This window comes from Synechococcus sp. BS55D, assembly GCF_004332415.1.
GTDB lineage: Bacteria > Cyanobacteriota > Cyanobacteriia > PCC-6307 > Cyanobiaceae > Synechococcus_C.
Genome location: NZ_PHQT01000002.1, coordinates 50,127 through 69,968, shown reverse-complemented (window position 1 = coordinate 69,968; position 19,842 = coordinate 50,127). Strand labels below are relative to the sequence as shown.

15 protein-coding genes and 1 pseudogene are annotated in these 19,842 nt (G+C 62.9%); 8 read left to right on the top strand and 8 right to left on the bottom strand.

Annotation, left to right across the window (positions count from 1 at the left end):
- Positions 1–3 precede the first annotated feature (3 nt).
- Both CWE16_RS03875 and CWE16_RS03870 read left to right on the top strand, forming a co-directional pair.
- Positions 4–2,131 (top strand): annotated as a pseudogene (locus CWE16_RS03875) (M3 family metallopeptidase).
- The gene (locus CWE16_RS03870) at positions 2,124–3,614 is read left to right on the top strand and encodes an arginine repressor (RefSeq protein WP_131593175.1); all 1,491 of its coding nucleotides are present in this window, start codon (positions 2,124–2,126) and stop codon (positions 3,612–3,614) included. The pseudogene CWE16_RS03875 and the gene CWE16_RS03870 overlap by 8 nt, the downstream one beginning before the upstream one ends.
- Before the next feature lie 7 nt (positions 3,615–3,621).
- Here CWE16_RS03870 and CWE16_RS03865 read toward each other — a convergent pair whose 3' ends face one another.
- From CWE16_RS03865 to CWE16_RS03830, 8 genes are read right to left on the bottom strand one after another with little or no spacing between them, the layout of a single operon-like run.
- Positions 3,622–4,710, bottom strand: coding sequence for an alpha/beta hydrolase (locus CWE16_RS03865; protein ID WP_131593174.1), 1,089 nt, complete (start codon positions 4,708–4,710; stop codon positions 3,622–3,624).
- The gene (locus CWE16_RS03860; RefSeq protein WP_236629560.1) at positions 4,707–5,243 is read right to left on the bottom strand and encodes a hypothetical protein; all 537 of its coding nucleotides are present in this window, start codon (positions 5,241–5,243) and stop codon (positions 4,707–4,709) included. The genes CWE16_RS03865 and CWE16_RS03860 overlap by 4 nt, the downstream gene beginning before the upstream one ends.
- Positions 5,244–5,250: 7 nt before the next feature.
- Complete coding sequence (locus CWE16_RS03855; protein WP_131593172.1) at positions 5,251–5,946, bottom strand: DUF6629 family protein; 696 nt, start codon at positions 5,944–5,946, stop codon at positions 5,251–5,253.
- A 53-nt stretch (positions 5,947–5,999) separates the two neighbouring features.
- The gene (locus CWE16_RS03850) at positions 6,000–6,593 is read right to left on the bottom strand and encodes an esterase/lipase family protein (RefSeq protein ID WP_131456464.1); all 594 of its coding nucleotides are present in this window, start codon (positions 6,591–6,593) and stop codon (positions 6,000–6,002) included.
- A complete protein-coding gene (folB, locus tag CWE16_RS03845; RefSeq protein WP_131593170.1) occupies positions 6,593–6,979 on the bottom strand; it encodes a dihydroneopterin aldolase in 387 nt (128 codons plus the stop codon). The genes CWE16_RS03850 and folB overlap by 1 nt, the downstream gene beginning before the upstream one ends.
- Complete coding sequence (locus CWE16_RS03840) at positions 6,976–8,289, bottom strand: glutamate-5-semialdehyde dehydrogenase (RefSeq protein ID WP_443081601.1); 1,314 nt, start codon at positions 8,287–8,289, stop codon at positions 6,976–6,978. Before CWE16_RS03840 ends, folB begins: the two co-directional genes overlap by 4 nt.
- A 25-nt stretch (positions 8,290–8,314) precedes the next feature.
- Complete coding sequence (locus CWE16_RS03835) at positions 8,315–9,232, bottom strand: ROK family protein (protein ID WP_131593168.1); 918 nt, start codon at positions 9,230–9,232, stop codon at positions 8,315–8,317.
- A 29-nt stretch (positions 9,233–9,261) separates the two neighbouring features.
- A complete protein-coding gene (locus tag CWE16_RS03830) occupies positions 9,262–13,614 on the bottom strand; it encodes a translocation/assembly module TamB domain-containing protein (protein ID WP_236629559.1) in 4,353 nt (1,450 codons plus the stop codon).
- 117 nt (positions 13,615–13,731) lie between these two features.
- On the opposite strand from CWE16_RS03830, the gene CWE16_RS03825 reads away from it, so the two are divergent.
- From CWE16_RS03825 to glgB, 6 genes are all read left to right on the top strand, one after another.
- Positions 13,732–14,163 (top strand): Ycf51 family protein, encoded by a 432-nt coding sequence (locus CWE16_RS03825; protein WP_131593166.1) that lies wholly within the window; start codon positions 13,732–13,734, stop codon positions 14,161–14,163.
- Positions 14,160–14,591: a DUF4332 domain-containing protein gene (locus CWE16_RS03820; protein ID WP_131593165.1), complete on the top strand. Its 432-nt coding sequence runs from the start codon at positions 14,160–14,162 to the stop codon at positions 14,589–14,591. The genes CWE16_RS03825 and CWE16_RS03820 overlap by 4 nt, the downstream gene beginning before the upstream one ends.
- A 65-nt stretch (positions 14,592–14,656) precedes the next feature.
- Complete coding sequence (locus CWE16_RS03815) at positions 14,657–14,935, top strand: hypothetical protein (protein ID WP_131593163.1); 279 nt, start codon at positions 14,657–14,659, stop codon at positions 14,933–14,935.
- Complete coding sequence (locus CWE16_RS03810; protein WP_131593160.1) at positions 14,925–16,583, top strand: CocE/NonD family hydrolase; 1,659 nt, start codon at positions 14,925–14,927, stop codon at positions 16,581–16,583. The genes CWE16_RS03815 and CWE16_RS03810 overlap by 11 nt, the downstream gene beginning before the upstream one ends.
- Positions 16,584–16,623: 40 nt before the next feature.
- Positions 16,624–17,400, top strand: coding sequence for a DUF3887 domain-containing protein (locus CWE16_RS03805; RefSeq protein WP_201737959.1), 777 nt, complete (start codon positions 16,624–16,626; stop codon positions 17,398–17,400).
- 79 nt (positions 17,401–17,479) lie between these two features.
- Positions 17,480–19,792, top strand: coding sequence for a 1,4-alpha-glucan branching protein GlgB (gene glgB, locus CWE16_RS03800; RefSeq protein WP_131593158.1), 2,313 nt, complete (start codon positions 17,480–17,482; stop codon positions 19,790–19,792).
- Positions 19,793–19,842 lie beyond the last annotated feature (50 nt).

The following is a 19,842-nucleotide window of genomic DNA, read 5'->3' as shown; positions in this document are numbered from 1 at the left end:
CCCATGCAAGAGACCCGCGAACCTGCCCTGCTCGCGGGCCAGGGACTTCCCAACTATCAAGACGTCTCCGCTGATCAGGTTCGGGAGTCGATCCCGGCCCTACTAGAGCAGCTGACCAAGAGCTTTGCCGACCTAGAGGCCACTCTGGAGAAGCAACTGAACGGCTCCGATCCACTCTCTTGGGCCGCGGTGATGCCGCCACTGCACGCGATCGGCGAACAACTTCGCTGGAGCTGGGGGGTGGTCACCCATCTCAACGCCGTCTGCAACACCCCCGAACTACGGGAAGCCCATGCCTCCCAGCAGGCGGATGTGGTGCGCTTCAGCAATCGCCTCGGCCAGAGCAAGGTGCTGCACCGTGCCCTCGAAGCGCTCCAGGCGAACGCAGCCCAGCCACTCGATCCTGCCCAGCAACGCATTCTCCAAGCCGAACTGCTTTCCATGCAGCAGCGGGGTGTGGGCCTGAGTGGGGAACGGCAGCAGGCGTTCAACTCCACCAGCGAACGACTGGCGGAACTCTCCACCCAATTCAGCAATCACGTGCTTGATGCCACCCAGGGCTGGAGCCTGGTTGTGCACGAGCGGGAGCGCCTAGCCGGCCTTCCCCAACGCGCCCTCGACATCCTTGCCGCTGCGGCCAAGGAGGCAGGAGATCTCCACGCTGACGAGAGCGAAGCCAACGGAGAACGGGGTCCTTGGCGCCTGGGACTCGACATGCCGCGCTTCCTTCCGGTGTTGACCCATGCAGACAATCGACAGCTGCGCGAAACCCTCTACAGAGCCCATGTCAGCCGCGCGAGCCAGGGAGAGCTTGATAACACCCCTCTGATCGAGGAAATCCTCAGTCTCCGCCTTGAGCAGGCGATCCGGCTCGGCTACAGGCACTGGGCGGAACTCAGCCTCGCCGGGAAAATGGCCGAGGACGTGGATGCCGTGGAGGGGCTGCTGGAGGAACTGCGTGCGGCCGCCTACCCAGCAGCCCTGCGGGAACTTGACGACCTGCAAGCCTGCGCCCTTCACCATGGTGCGCCTGAGGCGGAGTCTCTGGAACCCTGGGATGTGGGCTACTGGTCGGAAAAACTGCGACAAGAGCGCTTCGACCTGAACCAGGAGGCTCTGCGCCCCTGGTTCCCACTGCCGCAGGTGCTTGAAGGTCTATTCGAACTCTGCGAACGCCTCTTCCGCATCCGGATCAGCGCCGCTGACGGTGAAGCGCCGATCTGGCACCCGGATGTGCGCTTCTTCAGGGTTGCAGAACAGGACGGAACGCCTTTGGCAGCCTTCTATCTCGATCCCTACAGCAGGCCCGGCAGCAAGCGGGGCGGTGCCTGGATGGATGAATGCCTCAGCCGCCAGCCGGATGGAGAGGGTGGCTGGATCCTGCCGGTGGCCTATCTGATCTGCAACCAGACCCCCCCCCAATGGCGACACTCCAAGCCTGATGAGCTTCGAAGAGGTTGAAACCCTCTTCCACGAGTTCGGCCACGGGCTCCAGCACATGCTCACCACCGTGGAGCATCCACAGGCGGCGGGCATTAACAATGTGGAGTGGGATGCCGTGGAACTGCCCAGCCAGTTCATGGAGAACTGGTGCCTCGACCGCAGCACCTTGATGGGAATGGCACGGCATTGGCAAACCGGGGAACCCCTGCCCGAAGAAGATTTTGAGAAGCTGAAGCAGAGCCGCACTTTCATGGCAGGTTTCGCCACCCTGCGCCAGGTGCATTTCGCCCTCAGCGATCTGCGGCTTCACAGTCTCTGGACACCGGAGCTGGGACTGAGCCCCGACCACATGCGACGGCAGATTGCAGAAACCACCACCGTGATCCCTCCGATTGCGGATGATCACTTCCTCTGCGCCTTCAGCCACATCTTCGCCGGTGGCTATTCGGCTGGTTACTACTCCTATAAATGGGCGGAAGTACTCAGTGCCGATGCCTTCGCTGCCTTTGAAGATGCAGGTCTCGATCTCGAAGACGCTGTGAAGGCCACAGGAGAGCGCTTTCGCAACACCGTCTTGAGCCTCGGCGGCAGCCTCTCGCCCTCTGCTGTGTTCGAGGCGTTCCGGGGCAGAGCGGCGAGCACGGACGCCCTGATTCGCCACTCCGGCCTGGTGACGAGCCATGCCTGAACCCCTCTCCATCTCGGAGCACTGGGGTGAGCTGGCCGAGGACCGGACTGATCAGGCACCTCTGATCAGCCTCAGTACCGCGCTCGAGACCAGCTGGTTGCGGCAGGGCATCCGCCGCGATGCGTTTCTCGGTGAGCTTCTCAAAGGTCTGCATCAGCGCCGTCTGGTGCCACTGCTGGCGATGCTTCCCCGTGGCTGGCGCCTTGGCCCGGCTGCCCTGCCCGAGCGCCTGCGGGGAATTGGCTCCCTACTCGAGCAGGGACTGGTGAGTCCGCTACTGCTGGGGGCCCTCGCCGATGATCTGCAACATCTGATTCCGCACCCCCAGGAGCACGATTCCCGTCTGGATGGGCTCGATCGCTGGTGCGCCCGCGACATCAGCACGCCGGCCGGCGTGCCGCTGCCCCTACCGCCATCCCTTCAGGGATGGCAGGACCTAGCCAGACAATTGGATGAAGGGGATCGGGACTCTGGGGCTGAGTCCCTCGCGGGTCCCATCCCTGAGCCAAGTTTCGGATCCCTGGGTGCGGGCCTGGTCTGGCGGAACCATGGCCTTCAAGCCCTGCAGAACGGTCGCTGCCGCTCAGCCAACCGGGTGATGGCGCAGGTCTTCAATGCTCTTGGTGCCAACGGCTTGCCCAGCCGCTCCGGTGCCGCGTCCGAGCCCTACCAGTTCGAGGGTATGGATCGACCACGACAGCTGGTGGCTTGGCTCCAGCAGCATGGATGGCACTGCCGCGGCCGCATCCGGGCCAGTGTGGCCAGCTTCGGGCTCGGTGCCAGTTGCCCATCGGAGAGCGGCGTCTGGCAGCAAATCCCCCTGGCGGTGCCCTACCGAACCGGGCTGATGCGCCACGGCCTCGAGATCGAATCGTTACTCCCCCATTGCAGCCTCGAACTGGAGCTGCAACCACCGGAGGAGGAGGCTCCGGTGCTGATGCAGTACTACCAGGGCACTGAGGGGCTGAATGGCTGGGCGCCCCTCAATGATCTCGAGCGGCCCTGGCAAAACGATCGTCAAAACGGCACCGTTGCCTACCCGGGGGAGGCGTTTGAAGACGATCAACTTGGCCTGGCCCTTGATCTCTGTGATCTGATGGCAGCGGTGCACAACAGCACAGCCTCGGACGGCCACCTCCGCTTCGGCGGGTATGGAGCCCTTGGATTCTGCATTGACTCCACCGCGCTCCTGGAACAGGCGATGACGGGGCGCAGCAATCTCTTTCCCCTCACCCTTGGTGGGCTGTGGCGGGAACGACTCGGACTTCAACTTGAAAAGCTGCTCAACGCCGGCCTACGCCCCGGACAGCAGGGAGACCAGGAGGATGTCGTTTCGCGCTATCGCCAGGCCCTCGAGCAGCTGCCCCAGGACCTGAGCGTTCAGGGTGAAGCCTGCATTCGAGCCGAAGCACGGCTCATTCGCTGCCAGCCCCGTCACAGCCCCTTCCTGAGCGTTCGGCGGCTCAATGGCGAATTGATGTAGACAATCCTCAGGCAGAGGTGAGCTCCAGCTCTCGCACGATCTCTCGCACCACCTTGGCTCGGTAGGCAACGCTGAACGGACCGGACGCACCATTGTGGTTCATGCCCTCGATGCTGATGCGATGCAACGAACGGGTGCGCTGCCAGCGATTCCAGTTGGAGAGTGGCAGCAGAGGAAGACGGCCTGGATAGGCCAGCCGTCCAAGGGCAGCCACCGGATCCCGGCTACCAACCACCATCGCCACGTGATCAACGCTGGAGAGATCGCCATTCCCGCTGAAAACGCCACAGACCGTGATCACCTGCACGGGAACATGGCAGAGCTTCTGAAGCATCGCGGCGGTGCCAATGGCCATCTCACCGCCTCCGCTGTATCCCACCAACACCACCCTTGCAGCCCGGCTGGGATGGAAGCCAATGGCCTCCAGACGACGAGCAATCTTCAAGGCGAGCTCGTAATTCATCACGGGGCCGTACCGACGATCGGAGGAAATACCGACCTTGATCACATTGTTGGCCTGCACGCAGAACGCACACAAAAAGCGCACGAAGCCATTGGGGTGGTGTTCCTGCAGTGCAAAAAGCCGCTCCCAGAACCAACGGGCATAGGCCGTGGCCCGTAGACCCACCGGCATGATCGTGTAAGCCTCAATCCCCTTCACCAGAAGGGCATCCGCTTCGATTGCCTCCTCAAGAGTCTCGAGAAATTCGCTCACCCGAGGTGGATGACACTCCTCACTTTGATGAATGCCATCGAGATAGACGAGATAGTGGCGGTGCCCTTGATCATCCGCGGTAGGCGCAGCGAACAAGTGAGCAGGATTGGGCAAACCATTGAGCCACCCCTCCCAGAAGAGGAAATCGGCCATCACTGAATAGGTCCCCACCAAGGCCACCACCACCACCACCAGCACCGCCCCCCAGAGGAGCAGTTCGCTCAAGACATCCTGATGAAGCAGGGCGTCTGCATCGCGGCGGATCGCTGTGACCCCTAGGGCTGCAATCACGATGGCCATGCACAGCAGCAAGGCCACGGCACGACGCAACAGGCGAAGCTGATGGCGTTGGTGCTGAATCGCCTCACCGCCGATCGTCATCCACCCACCTCCTTCGCCAGGGTGTTGTAGCTGGCCCGCCAGCGCTGGGCGAACAGCAGGGCAATCAGCACAAGAGCAAGGCTGAAACCGGGAGCACTCACCAGCAGCCCTTCTGTCAGAGGAACGCCGTAGCGCGCCTGGAGCAGCAGGAGCACATTGAGATGCATCCAACCCAGCAGGCTCACCGAGATCAGATCGCTGACGTAGGGGGCCGCCACCAGGACGTAGAACAATCCTGGCCAAAGAGCTGCCAGCATCCGGTTCGCCAGGGTGATCGGCTGGGGAGGAACCCCCTCAATGAGCAGCAGCATCAGGCTGTGGCAAAGGATCCCCAGGGTGAGCGCCAGGCTCAAAACAAGGGCATCGATCAGCATGTGAAAGGCGATTTGCCGAGGGCTCAGTCGGTTGGCCAGCAGAGCAAAGAGGTGGGAGGCCGACATGGAGATGCCAACAGCCACAAGAAGACCGATTCCCGCGTCCATGGCCAGCAGGGTGCTGGCCATGGAATCCAGGGCCGAGGTCAGGCCAGACATCGCGGCCTCAGGCGCGGCGCATCTCAGGCCTATTAACGATCCAGATCACCACAATCGAGAGCACGGCGCAGTAGAAACACCAAACCGAATTGAAGGTGGCGCTGTAGGTCAGCCAGGTCAGGAAAATCGAGATGAAAATGAGAACGCCGAACAATTTCACAGCCCGGTCACTGACCGCCAGTAATGGCAACACGATGAATCCCCAATAGACCAGTTCACCCACGGGTTCGGTGTTCACAAAATTGTGAACGACGCTCTGGAGGTTGGAGACGTCGTAAAGCAATCGACCGTTGCTATGCACCGCGGGCTGAAGGGCCGGTGGATTGAACAACACGGGAAGATAAAAAGCGATGCCCAAAACGGTGGCCACGATCGCCACCCACTTGAGCCGATGCTGCAGAGCCTTGGAATCTGTGCTGCGACTGATCGACCAGGCGCTCCAGGGGATCCAAATCATCCAGAAGCAATAGGCAAAGAAGAGAAAACCAAGCCCAGCCAGCGAGGTCAACGGCTCCACATTGCCTTGATCAATACCGGTCCACTCCAAGCCTTCGATGAACTGCTGCACTCCGAAGAAGAAGGGAACAAGCGCCAGGGGTTTATAGCCGGGGCGTTCTGCACGGTCAGCGAGATGGTGCGAGTAGAGACCGAGGGGCATCAACACCGCCGAGGCGGTGAAACTGGCGGACGCGGAAAAACACATCAGCAGATTGGCGTTGATGCATCAATGCTGCCAACGGCAGCATTGTCTGTCACTTAATCGCCAAGAATGGTATGCATCAGCATCGACAGCGCTAAGGGGTGCGCCATCAGCTGTTGATGGGTGAACACCGGCACCGCATGGCTAGCCCCCAGGGGTAACACCGCCTGCCAACCTGGAAAGACCATTGCATCCCAGCGGCAGTAAAAGCTGGTGCAGGAGAGAGAGGCGAGGGCGGAGCTGTCGGCGTTGAGCTGACGCAACAGAGCACTGCCGCGCTTCATGTCAGCCAGACCAGCGAACAGCCAGCGAGGAATCCACTGGGCCGTCAGTGTTCCCCGTTGGGGACTACCGACACTGATGAAACGCCGGCTACGGCTGGCGCCGCCCAGCTCCTGCAACCAGATGCGGCTGATGATCCCCCCCATGGAGAAACCAAGGATGTCGATGGGCTGCTCGGATCCCCAATGGGCCTGAATGTGCTGATCCAGATGGGAGGCCAGGGTGCGAAGAGGCACCGCCCCCAACCGATGGGGGAGGTGGGGGACCAGCAGTGGAACATGCGCACGATCAAGCTGCCCCACCAACCGATGAAAAAGATGAGGGGTATCCCAAAGCCCGTGCACCAGAACCAGTGGTCTGCGCTCCATCAGCTACCGACGCGCTCCGCGAACTCCGGCCAGCGCCGGTGACGTTCCACGGCAACGGTACCGGCAAATCCCGGAATCGGTGCCTTGCATTTGCGCAAGATCACGCGCATGGGCAGCAGGCCATAGAGCGCCTCCAGCCGCTCGAACACCTGCTCGCTGAAATGCTCAATCGTCTGACAACGGAGACGGGTGGCAAGCTCCTGCACCGCCTTCACCGCCAGGCTGTAATCGGCGGTGGCCGCAAGATTGTCAGTGCTGGCTGCCCGCTGAAGATCAACAAGCAGGGTGAGATCGAGGCTGAACCACTGACCATGGAGACGCTCCTGCTCCAACACTCCGACATGCGCCCAGACGCGCAGATCCTGGATGTGAATGGCGTCGTTCACGCAGCCAGATCGCGATGGCTGAAGCAACGACGGCCTTCAGCGAAATCAGCGGCGATGTGGCCATCACCGCGCAAGCGGTAGCGGTAAGTCACCAACCCCTCGAGCCCCACCGGTCCACGCGGTGGCAGGGTCTGGGTGCTGATGCCCACCTCGGCCCCGAAGCCATAGCGGAAGCCGTCGGCGAATCGAGTCGAACAGTTGTGATACACCCCAGCACTGTCCACAGCCCTCAGGAACCGTTCGGCTGTCGCGGTATCCGTGCTCGCAATCGCTTCAGTGTGCCTGGAGCCATAACGACGGATGTGCTCCAGAGCTTCCTCTAGATCGCTGACCACCTTCACCGCCAGAATCAGGTCAAGGTATTCACGGCCCCAGTCGTCCTCGCTGGCGGCGTCTTCCACGCCAAGAGCCTGGCTACGGGCATCACCGAGTAGGCGCACCCCTGCAGCGCGGAAGGCGGGGATCGCCTCGGCAAGGAAGGCCGGGGCGCTGTCTTGATGGACCAACAGCGTCTCGATCGCATTGCAAGCGGCGGGGTACTGCGTCTTGCTGTCGATCGCAATGCGCAGTGCCTGAGTCATGTCCACCTGAGCATCGACGTACAGATGGCAGACGCCATCGGCATGGCCCAGCACGGGAATACGCGTGTTGTCTTGAATGAAACGAACCAGCTCATTGCTGCCGCGGGGAATGATCAGATCCACCAAGCCATCGAGCCTGAGAAGCGCCAGGCTCTCCTGACGGGTGGTGAGCAGAGCGAGGGCATCCTCCGAGACAGCGCTGGTGACGAGGCCATCCTTCAGGGCCTCGATCACAGCACGGTTGGTGCGGTTGGCTTCACTGCCGCCCTTGAGGATCGCCCCATTGCCGGAACGGATGGCCAGAGACGCGATCTGAATCACCGCATCAGGACGCGCTTCGAAGATCACCCCAAGCACTCCAAGGGGCACGCTGACCCTCTCCAGCACAAGGCCATCGTCGAGCTCGCGATGGAGTTGACGCACCCCGAGTGGGTCCGGGAGACCGGCCACCTGACGCACTCCTTCAATTGCCCCTGTCAGCTTGCCTGAATCAAGCTTGAGACGAGCCATCAGGGCGGGAGCCAGCCCCTCGGCCGAGGCCTGCTCCAGATCCTCCCGGTTGGCAGCGACGATCCGATCGGCATGCCGTTCGAGGGCGTTGGCCATCGAGGCCAAGGCATCCTGGCGCTGATGGTCCTCGGTCTGACCGAGGAGCGTGGACGCCTGACGCACGCCCGTGGCCAGCCTCAGCAGGTCGGCGCTGGGTTCGGGCACAGCCACTGTGGTCATGATCGCGAACAGATGCTGCTGAGCATCATCCCGTCTGGAGGGAAGCGTCCTTGCCCAGCAAGCGATCGATCGCCAACCGGGCCGCCCCCAATCGGCCTGCACCATTGCCCAGCTGACAAGCCAGGATCTCCAAACCCTCTCTGCTCACGGCCTGGACCCTGGTCTCCACCTCGGCACGAACGGCCGGCAAGAAATGCACCGCCGCGGCCGCCAGGCCGCCGCCCAACAGCACCCGTTGGGGAGTGAAGAGGTAAACCAGCGAACTGATCCCTACGCCGAGCGTGCGTCCATAACGCGCCCAAACCGCCAATGCCTGAGGATCTCCAGCGTTGGCCAGATGGTTCAGCTCCTCTGGGTCCCCGTCCCAGAGCCGTCGCAGAGCCGCAATGCTGGCGTACTGCTCCAGCGATCCCCGATTGCCGCTGTTGCAGGGGGGGCCATCGGGATTGAGACCGATCAACCCCGGTTCTGCCGCAGCCCCGTGGTGACCAGTGAAGAGGGAGCCGTTCAGCATCACACCACCACCGACTCCTGTCCCCAGGGTCAGGAGCACCACATCACTGCACCCCCGGGCCGCCCCCAGCCAGGCCTCGCCCACAAGGGCGCAATTCCCATCGTTGGCCAAGGTGACACGCCGCTGTAGTCGGGGCTCCAGCCAATCGGCCAAAGGCACATCGAGCCATCCAGGCAAGTTGATACACACGCGAGCGACCCGGGCTGCAGCATCCATCGGTCCGGGCAGCCCGATCCCCACCACCCCCGCCAAGTGATCAGGATCGAGCTGCTCGATGGCTTCGCACAAGGCCATGCACACAGCACCGGGCACTGCGGGCTGAGGAGTGGCGATGCGCTGTTCGGCCAGACGTTGCCCACTGCGATCAAAACGGGCGAGCTTGATTCCCGTACCGCCCAGATCGATGCCGATCACCTGGTCGCCGTTCATGGTCTGCCCCCCCATTGCAGAACAGCTCCTCAGAAACGGAAAAACAGCTGCATCTGGCTTTGCCAGGTGCCCTGACTGTCGACCGAGCCGGAGAGACTCATGTTGGGATTGATCTGATACGACAGTGTGCCCTGGGGAGGGATGTCGTTGCGATTGGGAGCTGCCAGCACCGAGAAGTTGAAGCGATCGGTGATGTCGACTCCCAAATCGGTGACGACGGCCAGCTGGGGGGGAACACGACCAGAGATCCGCTCCTGGTTGTCCTGCACCTCGGGGGTGACATAGGTGGGGTAGAGGGCGAACTGCAGACGCTGACTGAAGGCATCGGTGAGCGATCCGATCACTGGCGACAGCAAGGACTGGCCCAGAACGGCGGCCAGGGCAGCACCACCGCCAGCCCCCGAGAGTCCGGCCAGTGAATTGCCACCGATCAGACCAAGCAGCTGGGCCTTCGGCATCGGTGGCGAACTGCGCAGATCGATCGAATCGGCGAGCCGATCGGCCGGGCCTGATGCGGTCAGCATCACCTTCACCAAACGCAGCTGACCACCGGCCCCCAAGGCCCCGGTGCCATTGGTATCGAAGACATTGGTGGATACCGCATTGCTGCCGGTTCCAACACTGATGCTGTCGGAGACACGGCTGTTCAGAGCAACATCCACGTAGGGGATCAGACCGAGCGACGGGGTAAACACCGCAACGTTCGGGGAGCGTCGATCGAGATTGAAGGTGGTGGTGAACAACGAGACGCGCCCGGAGAGGAGTTGCACCACCCCGCGAAGCTGAAGGCTGGGGTCCAGGGCGCCATTGAGGGTGAGCAGACCAGCGGTACTGAAACTGGCGACGGGCTCCACCGTGACCCGCAGCTTGGGACCGAGTCGAAGACGGAAGTTGGCAAAGCTCACGGCAGGAATGCTCGGCAGAGCGGCCCTGAGCGAACGACTGCTGCTGGCCTCGACGTCGGGACCGAGAAGCACCAGAGGCTTCTGGAAGTTCCAGTTCTCCTCCAGCAGGGTGTCGGCCGAGACCGGCGGGCCGACGCTGACGACCGCTCCGCGGTCGTCACCAACAGGCTTCACGAACATCGAGCGAGCCGGTTTAACGACGCCGTCATCAACCGTGAGATCACCGGAGAGTTGGGGTCGGATCAGGGCCCCGCTCACCTTCAGATCAGCCGCCACAGCCACATCGGCGATCGGCAACTGGATTCGGGCCTTCTGAAGGGAGAGCGTCAGGGGCTTGGGCTCAGGCGCAGGAGAGAACAGGGCCAGGGCCCCTTGCCCAAGCAACTGACCCTGGGCACCGATTCGCGCCTTCAGCGATTGCACTTCCAGCCGATTGAAATCAAAAACGATTTCGGTGTTCAGATCACTGATCACCTGCTTCTGCACCATGAAGCGGCCCTGATTCACCAGCAGGAAGCCATTCGCCTGGGGCGCAGACAAGCTGCCGCTGAGCAGAAGGCGCAAATTAGAATCCCCAGCGGTCCAAGCGATCTGGTCATCGGTGAATCCCGTGAGGAAACGCAGGGCATCACCGCGGCTCACCACGCGCACATCGAGGGGTTGATCGGGTGCGAACGGCACCTGGCCGGTCACGGTCACCGCTTCCTCAGCACCAGTGCTGCGTAGGGCCAGGTCAAGCCGGAGGCCCTCAGCCGCCAGGATCACCTGGCCACGCTCGAGGTTGAGGGCATAACGACCAACCTTGGCATCCTCAAGCGCAAGGTTGGTGCTGAGCTCCGGCAAGCCTTGTCCAAGGCGGTAACGGCCTTTCAGTCCGAGGGCGCCCTGCAAAGCGGGGGGCACCGGCGCCACCAAGGCCAGCAGGCTGAAGGGCAGGTGATCAAGAGAAAAGCTGCCTTCACCAGTCTGCAACGGCCCCTGAATCGTCGCAACGAAGGGCTTGATTTGCAGAGCCCGATCCTGGTCATCGCCCTCAACCCAGAGGTGCCCACGAGCCTTGAGATCCAGGTCGAGCTCCGCAAGACTTTGGCCTTGCAGTTGGATCACGGCATCCACCTGACCACGCAGATCCTCAGGATGAAAGGAGCTGTCGTTCCGGCGAGCCTGTTCCTGTTGCTGCAGAGTCTCGCGACTCTCGCGGAGCGCACGCAGCTGACCATCGAGAGAACCTCCGAAGGTGTTCACCAAGAGGGTGCCGAGATCACTGGCCCGCCCCCGGGCGGGGGGTAAGTCCTCGTTGAGCTGAGGCAGGCTGAGGGCCCCGGCAGTGAGCCAGCGCATGCTGAGTCCCCGGGCCTGCAGCTCGGCAGCCAGCCCACCCCCGAGTCGTCCTTTGGCCTTGAGCAACATCTGACCGCTGTCGGGCGGAAGCAGCTCGCCGCTGACCAGGTAATTCCTGTTGTCGTACTGGAGCTGCAGACGGGCCTGTCGCAACTGCAGGCCCATCAAGCCCGGGTAGCGGAGGGTGAGATCACCGGCCATCGCCAATGGCTGGAGACCGAGACTGCCCTGGCCATCCAAGCGGCCGTAGAGCCCTTCAAAGCGTCCTTTAGGAGGCAAGGCAAGTTCCAGGCCATCCAGGCTCAGGCCCCTGGCCTGCCAGCGATAGGCAGCCGGGGTGCCGTCTAGCACCAGCTCGCCGTTGCGTCGGGTCAGCAGCACCCGACGTGGCAACCAATTGCGACCGAGGGTTGCTTCCAAGCTGCCAGGGAGCACAGACCCAACCGAGGCCATGTGCAGACGTCCACCGCCACCGGACACACCCTCAAACCGCCCTCGCCAAGTTTCCAGCAGTCGCAGCGTGCCGGCCCTGGGATCCTCAAGCCTGAGCTGGAGATTGGGCTGCAGCGCCGTCAGGGGGCCATGGACCTCACCAAAAGCCGAGAGGCTGCCGTCCATGGGCGTGCCCAGGATTGGACCGACCCTGGCGAGAGGGAAGGCATCGAGGCGCAACTGGGCTGCCAGGGTCCCCAACTTGAGGCCGCCACGGCCAAGAGCCAGGGGCAGCGTCGCTTGGGCCTGAAGCAAGGGGCTCTGGAAATCACGCAGCTGCAGCGCTGATCGGGCAGCACTCCAGTCGGCCTGAAGCGACCAACGCTCCAACAGTGGATTGCGGGCCTGCTCCAGCTGAAGCGAAAGGGCCGGGCTTTGCGTGGCACCTGTGAGGGCCAACGAACCGTTGAGGGGGGCTTGGGTACCAAGCAGTTCTGGGACCAGCGGGAGCTGTTTCCAGGCCTCACCAGCCAGCTGCAGCTGCTGACTGCGGATCGCCAACCGGGGATAGAGGGCACCGTTCAGACGAACGGCCACACCTGGGCCCTGGACGGCCAGACGCTCCAGCCGAGCCGTGGGTGCCTTGGCCTGACGCCAGTCGGCACTGAGGGCAAGGGTCAGATCGAGAGCATCGGCCAACGGAACACTCTCAGGGAGTGCCCAGCGGCCAGCAAGCCGAAGACGGGGCTGACGCCAAGGCCCATTGAGCCTGGCCTTGAGGTTGCGGTCATGCCCCGGTTCCCTCAGGCTCGCGCTGAGGTCGAACGAACGGTTCAGATCGACGCGGCCGGCCAGACGAGCGCGATAGCTGCCGTAACGCCACTCGCTGTTGGGCAAGAACAACCGCTGACCTCGACAGGTGAGGCGCCACTGCGGATTACGCAGGGGTTCGGGAAGGGGCTTGCCCTGCACCTCAAAGTCCACCAACGTCAGGCCTCCCTGACAGCCGGCCCTGCCCTGGCGCCAGCTCAAACGCAGATCAGCCCCCAGTTGTCCGCGGAGACGCAGCGGCAAACCAGGGGGCAGCACCCCCTCGAAGGGTGCCAGTCGCACCCGCTCCAACCGAGTCTGCAGATCAAATTCGGGGTTCACCCAGCGCCCGCGTCCTTGAAGGGACACCCGGCCCTGGTCTGGAAGGGTGACACCAAGGGCCAAGTCGCCCCAGCTTTCTGCCAGATGCACCGTGCCCCTCCCCGAGGCCCGAAGCACAAGACCAGCGGGTTGAACCGCCAAGCGCGCCGGATCAAGCAAACGAACCCTGAGGTCCAATTTTGGTGGCGCCCCGCCGGTGGAGGGACCAGGCACCCAATAGACCCCCTGGGCATTCCGCCTGAGCTCCACCCTCGCTCCCCGCAAACTGAGGGTGGCCACCGGACGCCAGCGACGCAGGCTGGCCAGAGGGTCGATCTGAACGGTGAGGGACGTGAGCGAAGCCCGAGATTGATCCTTAGGTCCCGGCAGGACCTCTGAGGGACCAATCGCCAAGCCCCATGGCCTTAAACCCTTGTAAGCACCAATGCGCAATGGATGTCCCAGGGGCTTGGAGAGCTGGGCTTCCAATCCGGGCTTGACCCGGTCAAATACTTCAGCAGCGATCCGGTCGAGCGCAATCCAGGTCAGGCCACCCCCCGCAAGGAGCAGCAAGCCACCCCGCAGACACCAGCGGGACAGAGTCTGCGTTGTGACACCACGCCCCTCCAACGCTGCAGACTCCCCGGGCGAGTGCGCAAAATAACTCCCTCGCCCCTGATTCACCAGCCCATGTCTCTCCCCGATCTACTTCAACGATCCATTGTTTGGCTGGCCTGGGGAGGCCTGGGCTTTGGGGTGCTCACCGTGGTGGCTTTCCTGGCGGGCTGGGGGCTGCGCTTCCGTCTGGTGGGGGTCACAAGCTTCACCCTGCTGCTGGCAGTGAGCTGCTGGGCCTTTAGCGTCAGTTACACCCCGCCTGTACGGATTGAAGGTGCCGTACGGGTGCCGGTCGTGTTCGACAACGGCGATGACCTGGTGGTGGCCCAGGCACCGGCCACCATGCCAATCGAGGCCATCGAACCCACCCTCGCCCAACTGGCCGCCAATTTGCGCAGCAACGGCCGCAGTAGTCAGAGCGTCGTCATTCGTCTCCGGCAGCTCCAGGCGGCGGGTGAGGGCAGCAGCACGCCTGTGTTGCTGGGCAAGGTGGTGGTGGAATGAGCGCTGGCGGTGGTGCCGAGCCAAGGGGCGACAGCATTCCGCTGGCGGCATTGCCCACCAGCTTCCGTGATGAAGAGAAGGCGCTCAACGCTGCTGGAATCGCGAGCTGGGAGGGTGTTCGGACCCTCGATGAGCTGCAGCTGAGTCGCCTGGCCCGCAGCGGACGGGCAACGGCACGGAATCTCCGCCGCCTGCAAGGCATGGCCGTCCTGATTTGTGACTTGGACCTCGCCCCTGCCGATGCAGCCCTGTTGCTGCATGCCGGGGTGGCCACGGTGTCGGCCCTTGCCGCATCGACACCCCAAGATCTGGTCACCCGCACCGGTCGTCTCGAGCGGCAACTGCGCAGCGGACGCCCTCCTGTGGTGGACCTGCCCACGGCGCAGCGCTGGATCCAACGGGCGAAGCACTGGCAAACGACGAACTGACCCTGGGGTGCTGCGCTGCACGGCCCAACCGGTATCAAATGAATCAAGTCCATGGAGGAGGCAGCATGCGGCACCTCTTTCTTCCTTTAACGCTCAGCGTCGCCTTGATCGGGGTTGTTCCCGCCCTTCGGGCCCAACAATCCAGCCTGCTCGAAAGCGTCAAGCGCAACCCACAGGAAGCCCAAGCCCTCTGCAATCAATTCAAGGCACTGAACGCACAGGGCGTGTCCGCCACCTCGCCACAGGCGATCAACAACTTGGCGAAGCAGCGCGGCCTCACTCGTCAGGATGCGGAGATTCTGGCCACCTATGTGATCGGCCTCTACTGCCCGGATGTGCGCTGATCAGCCCCTGTTCCGGCGGCGCAGCGACTGCTCCCTCTTGACCCCCGACGGCATCCGTCTTCAAGCCTCCCTCTGGCGCCCTCTGGGGGAGGGTCCCTGGCCGGCTCTGTTGATGCGCCAGCCCTACGGCAGGGCGATCGCTTCCACGGTCACCCTGGCGCACCCGCAGTGGTGGAGCGAGCAAGGTTTTCTGGTGATGGTGCAGGACGTTCGCGGGCAGGGGGAATCGGAGGGACACTTCGATGGGTTCGGCCAGGAGGCCGCAGACACCGCTACCACCCTGCACTGGCTGCGCAGCCACCCGAACTGCAACGGCCGCATCGGCCTCTACGGCTTTTCTTATCAGGGGTTCACCCAACTGGTGGCCGATGAGGGCACCGAACCGCCCGACTGCTTGGCACCGGCCATGACGGGCCTTGATGAGAGGGAGCACTGGAGTTGTGAAGGGGGCGCTCACTGGTGGCATCTCGGCCTGGGCTGGGGATTACAGCTGGCTGCCCTGCAGGCGGCCCGGCGGGGCAATCGCCAGGGCTGGCAGACGATCCGTCAGTCCCTCGAGAGCGGTCGCTATCTCGGGGAAGGACTGAGCTTGTTGGAGGAGCATGACCCCCATGGCATGGCCCTGCGCTGGTTCCAGAGCGATCCAGAAGAGCGACACGTCTGGCCCCGGCACACCGCTCCCAAGGAGTGGCTGGCGCAACCGATGCTGATCATTGGGGGTTGGTGGGACCCCCATCTACGCGGCTGCCTGAACCTGATGGAACGCAGCCTGGCGGCCGGTGGCCAGCCGGAACTGCACATCGGCCCAGCCACGCACCTGCAGTGGTGGCCAGCCGTGCAGGAGCTCCATCGGCGCTTCTTCCAGCGCCACCTGCAAGAACAGAGCGGCGTCTGCAACGCGTCAGCGTCGAAGGAGCCGCGCTTGCAGCTCTGGGATCAACGGCTGGAGCGCTGGAGTGCCTGCGAGAACCCAGCCCCCCAGGGCGGCCACTGGCAGCTGGAGGGCAGCGGACTGAGCTGTCATGACCCCCTAGCGGGCCGGCTCCTGCCACAGACCGGCAAGCAAAACGATGCGAACCGCTCCGACGTTGAACCACCCAGTGGGGACGCATCGATGGTGGTGCTGGTTCACGACCCCTGGCGTCCAGCACCCGCTGTCGGTGGACACCTCAGCCCAACGCCTGGGCCATGCGAGCGCGGCTCGCAGGATGCCCGCAGCGATGTGGCCACCTTCACAAGCTTGCCCCTGCAGGAGGCTTGTCTGCTGCGAGGCTTTCCGGAGCTCGAGCTGAACGCCTGGGCCGATCAGGAGGGGTTTGACCTCTGCGCCGCCCTCTCCGTGATCCCGGTGGCCAGCGAAGCGGTGCAGCAACTGAGCACTGGCGTGCTGCGCCAGAGGGGTGAACAAGCCCTGCAACCAAGGACGCTGCGGGTGCAGCTGCAGCCGCTGGAAGCCGAACTCCAAGTAGGGGATCGCCTGAGGATCTCACTGGCGGGAGCAGCCTGGCCTGCGATTGCGATCAATCCAGGCCACACCAACTCAGCCTGCGGCGCCCCGGACCCACACTGCCGCGTGATCAGCATCGCCATCGATGTCGCAGGAGCATCGCTGCGATTTGCGCCGCTCCTCTTCCCCCCGTTGCCCTAAACCTCCGGCAAACTGGGCCCCATGATCGCTCGCCAACATCGTGAACACCGCCGCCTGCCTGCTCGCCCTCGCCCTCAGCGGCCCACTGGCGGCCGTGCTGCCAAGCGGCGCAACGTTGGCTCAGAGCAAAACAGCCGTTGCGCAGACCTTTGCGCAGACTGTTGCGCAGACCACCCCGGCACCGACCACCAGCCTGACGGCGACCCAGGCCAACGAAGCAGCCCGGACCCTTCTAGAAGCCATCAAGGCCAAAGACGGCCAAGCGATCTACCAAGGGCTCTCCGATCCCCTGCGCAACAGCACCACAACGGGAGCGGTGCAGCAGCGGATGAACCGCTCACCCAAAGTCAGCTCCTACCGGATCAGCGAGATCTCCCGCGGGATCGATGACACCACCGTGGAAGCTTTCGCCGTGGTGGAGACCCGCAAAGGAGAGGTTCCCCTGCTGCTAGTGCTCGATGACAACGGCAAGTTGGTGGCCTGGAAGTGGGTCGGCACCACCCTGCCGATCGAGACCACGGCCCTCAAGTTTGTGAACGATCTGAAAGCAGGCCGCTGGATTGCAGCCCGCTACTACCTCGACCTTGATTTCCAGAAGGAGCTCAGCCCCCAGGACCTGCAGCGCAAGTGGACCAAGCTGTCGCGCACCCTCGGCGGCGTGCAGAAGATCAAGAGCGCCCTCGTGGCGAGCCAGGGCGGCGAACAGCAACTGGTGCTGGTGACGATTCAGTTCGGCAAGGTCACCGACAACCTGTTCGTGATCTTCAACCGCCAGGGGCGGATCATCAACGTCGACTTCTCCTCAGATCTGGTCTGATCCGGATCAGGACACCAGCACGAACGGTTCTGCTCCGTTTTTTCCGCTTAAGCTCCCGCCCAATCAAGCGTCTGCCGGAATGACCAGCACAGTTCTCGACTGGATGGTTGAGGACGCTCAGCGTCTTGCCGAGTGCCGACACGACCATCCCTTTGCTGTGCTTGGTCCTCAGCCTCTGCAGGACGGCAGCTGGGTGGTGAGGGTGTGGATGCCAGAGGCGCGGTCGGTGACCCTGCTGGCGGGGGGCCAGGAGGTCCCCACACAGACGCCCCACCATCCCTGGATCTTTGAGGCGTCCCTGAGCCATGACCCAGGCTGCAGCTACACGGTGCGTGTCGAGCGGGGAGAGATCACCCACGAACAGCACGATCCCTGGGCCTTCCGTGATGAGTGGATGGGAGAGATGGATCGCCATCTCTTTGCCGAGGGCAACCATCACCACATCTGGCGGCGTATGGGTGCCCACCGCACAGCGCGCAACGGCATCGACGGGGTGATGTTCTGCCTCTGGGCCCCTCATGCCCGCAGCGTGAGTGTGATCGGTGACCTCAATTCCTGGGACGGCCGCCACCACCCCATGCAGCAGCGACTGGGAGGGATCTGGGAGCTCTTCGTTCCCGGTCTGTCCGAGGGACAGCTTTACAAATACGAAATTCGGACCCAGGAGGGCCACTGCTACCAGAAGGCTGATCCCTACGGTTTCCAGCACGAGGTACGCCCGGCCACAAGTTCTGTGGTGAGCCACCTGAATGGCTTCCACTGGAGCGACGGCAGCTGGATGCAGCAGCGCGACAGCCGCAATGCCCTTGATCAGCCGATTGCGGTGTATGAAATGCACCTCGGCAGCTGGATCCATGCCTCCGCGGAGGAGCCCTTCATTGAGCCCGATGGCTCAGCTCGTGCTCCAGTGCCCGCAGCAGATCTCAAGCCGGGTGCCCGCCTCCTCACCTATCCGGAACTGGCGGATCGCCTGATCCCCTACGTGAAGGAACGGGGCTTCACCCACATCGAACTGATGCCCATCACCGAGCATCCCTTCGATGGCTCCTGGGGATATCAGGTCACCGGCTGGTACGCCCCCACCAGCCGCTACGGCACACCGGATGAGTTCCGTGCCTTCGTGGATCGCTGCCATGCCGAAGGCATTGGCGTGATCATCGACTGGGTGCCTGGCCACTTCCCGCGCGACAGCCATGGCCTCGCCTTCTTCGATGGCTGCCATCTCTATGAGCATGCCGACCCTCGCATCGGCGAGCACAAGGAGTGGGGCACGCTGATCTTCAACTACAGCCGCAATGAAGTTCGCAACTTCCTTGTCGCCAACCTTGTGTTCTGGTTTGACCAGTTCCATATCGATGGCATTCGTGTGGATGCGGTGGCTTCCATGCTGTATCGCGACTACCTGCGGCCCGATGGTGAATGGCTACCGAACGAACATGGCGGCAGGGAAAACACTGAGGCGGTGCGCTTCCTGCAACAGGCCAACCACGTGCTGTTCCAGCACTTCCCTGGTGCCCTCTCCATCGCAGAGGAATCCACCACCTGGCCCATGGTGACCCAACCCACGGATATCGGTGGCCTGGGCTTCAACCTCAAATGGAACATGGGCTGGATGCACGACATGCTCGATTATTTCGAGCTGGATCCCTGGTTCCGCCAGTTCCACCAGAACAACATCACGTTCTCAATCTGGTACAACTACACCGAAAACTTCATGCTGGCGCTCAGCCACGATGAAGTGGTGCACGGCAAGAGTCATCTTCTCCACAAAATGCCTGGGGATGACTGGCAGAAATATGCGAACACACGAGCGCTGCTTGCTTACATGTGGACCCATCCCGGTAAGAAGACGATCTTTATGGGGATGGAATTCGGCCAGCGCGCCGAATGGAATGTGTGGGGTGATCTGCAGTGGGATCTTCTCCAGTTCGAACCCCATCAAGGCCTGCAGCGGATGGTCGGCGACCTGAATGCTCTTTACAAAGCCGAACCCGCGCTCTGGCGCGACGACTTTGATCAATACGGCTTCCAGTGGATCGACTGCAATGACAACCGTCATTCAGTGATCAGCTTCATGCGTCGTGAAAGCGCAGGTGGCACTTGGCTGGTGGTGGTGGCCAACTTCACGCCCCAAAGTCATTCTCACTACCGAGTGGGTGTTCCCATCGCCGGTTTCTACGAGGAGATCTTCAACACCGATGCGGCCCAATACGGGGGCAGCAACATGGGCAACATGGGCGGCAAGCCCACCGATGAATGGGGCATCCATGGCTACGACAATTCCCTGGATCTCTGCCTGCCGCCCCTCAGCTTGATGGTCTTCCGTCACGACCCAAAGCGGAGTCTCATCTCCGCCACCGATGACGCAGCAGGGTCGTCCGCCTCCGTGTGACGAACACCCCGGACTGCCCCGAAGCGCTTGCGATCTCGGCGGTTCTCTCA